Annotated in this window: 2 protein-coding genes; both read left to right on the top strand. The window is 52.5% G+C overall.

Translation table 11 applies throughout. From position 1 onward, the window contains the following. The first annotated feature begins 323 nt into the window (after positions 1-323). Positions 324-1,280: an NAD-dependent epimerase/dehydratase family protein gene (locus GTN70_11115; GenBank protein NIO17512.1), complete on the top strand. Its 957-nt coding sequence runs from the start codon at positions 324-326 to the stop codon at positions 1,278-1,280. Then, positions 1,281-1,705, top strand: a 425-nt coding sequence (locus tag GTN70_11110; GenBank protein ID NIO17511.1) for a fructose 1,6-bisphosphatase, incomplete at its 3' end; no start/stop codon positions are given.

Here is a 1,705-nt window from a genome sequence, read left to right as displayed (position 1 = left end):
CGGATTTGAACCGGGGAATAAGGGTTTTGCAGACCCCTGCCTTACCACTTGGCTATGCCGCCCCGACTTATTTCATTCTTATATATTCTTGCCGATATAGTCAATAGCAATGCCGGAAATTTGAGGGGGATAGATCGCCGCATTCAAACAATGGATCCTATCGAAACGACAATTCATTTGAAAATACCCCTTCCTTATGGTAATTGTTTCTTGGGCAAACCCGCAAGGAAACTTCCTTCTCCTCAAAGTTTCAAACATACAAAGCTGCGGGAGCTTCGGTGCAGTGACTGCAGTATGAGGGCTTTGGGTTTGGATAAATGGGAATGAATATCCTCGTTACCGGAGCAGCCGGGTTTATCGGTTCACACCTCTGCGAAAGACTGCTTGAAGAAGGCGCATCCGTTACCGGATTGGACAACCTCGACCCTTTTTACGCGCGGGAGTTCAAAGAGGAGAACCTCGGTATCCTCGAAAATCACGGTGGATTCACATTCCACGAAAGCGACATCAGGTCGCCCGATATGGGTGGTATCGTGGGATCAGCAAAACCTGACATGATTGTCCACCTCGCCGCCATGGCCGGGGTCAGGCCGTCCATCGAGGATCCGGAAAAGTACATATCGGTCAATGTTAGCGGGACGTACAACCTTCTCGATGCGGCACGGATAAACGATGTCGGGTCGTTTATATTCGCCTCTTCGTCGTCGGTCTACGGGGGAAACACAAAAATTCCCTTTTCCGAAACAGATGGCGTCGACAACCCGGTGAGCCCCTACGCCGCGACGAAAAAAGCGGGAGAGCTGCTCTGCCACACCTATCACCATCTCTACGGCATGGATATAACCTGCCTGCGGCTCTTCACCGTTTACGGCCCCCGCCAGAGGCCCGAGATGGCGATATACAGCTTCACGGAAAAGGTATTTGCGGGGGAAAAGGTCCCCCTCTTCTCCATGGGCAAGAGCAAGCGGGATTACACCTTCATCGACGATATAGTTGACGGTATCATTCTTTCCATGAACAATATGGGTGGATACAGGATCTACAATCTCGGAGAGTCGAAGGTAACGGACCTTCTCGAGCTTGTCTCAATGATCGAGCGTGCGACGGGAAAGAAGGCGCGTGCCGAACTGCTCCCCCACCAACCCGGCGACATGATGGTTACCTACGCTGACATATCCAGGGCGAGAGAGGAGCTGGGGTACAACCCGAAGTGGAGTGTTGAAAAGGGCATAGAAGCTTTTGTGGACTGGTACGGGAAAAAAAGAAAAAAGGAGGCGTAAATGAAAGTCACAATATCACTCATCAAGGCGGATATCGGGTCAATCGGGGGGCATATAATGCCCAGCAGCGGCTTGATGGAGAGGGTAAAGGAGGTTGTCAGGAAGCAGGGTAAGGGAATGGTGATCGACTCCTATATCGGGCACACGGGGGACGACATAGCGATCCTCATGACGCACACGCTGGGAGAAGATTCCGAGAAAATTCACAAGCTCGCCTTTGATGCCTTCATGGAGGGGACCCAAGTCGCCAAGAAACAGGGCCTGTACGGAGCCGGGCAGGATTTGCTCAAGGATTCCTTTTCGGGCAACGTAAAGGGGATGGGGCCCGCCGTAGCGGAGATGGAGATTGAAGAGAGGCCGAATGAACCCTTCCTTGCCTTCGCCGCGGACAAGACCGACCCCGGAGCGTACAACCTGCCGTTCTA

The organism is Deltaproteobacteria bacterium, from assembly GCA_011773515.1.
In the GTDB taxonomy this organism is placed as follows: domain Bacteria; phylum Desulfobacterota; class Deferrimicrobia; order J040; family J040; genus WVXK01.
Note: the sequence above shows the minus strand (reverse complement) of the source record. Positions and strands in the feature narration are given on the sequence as shown.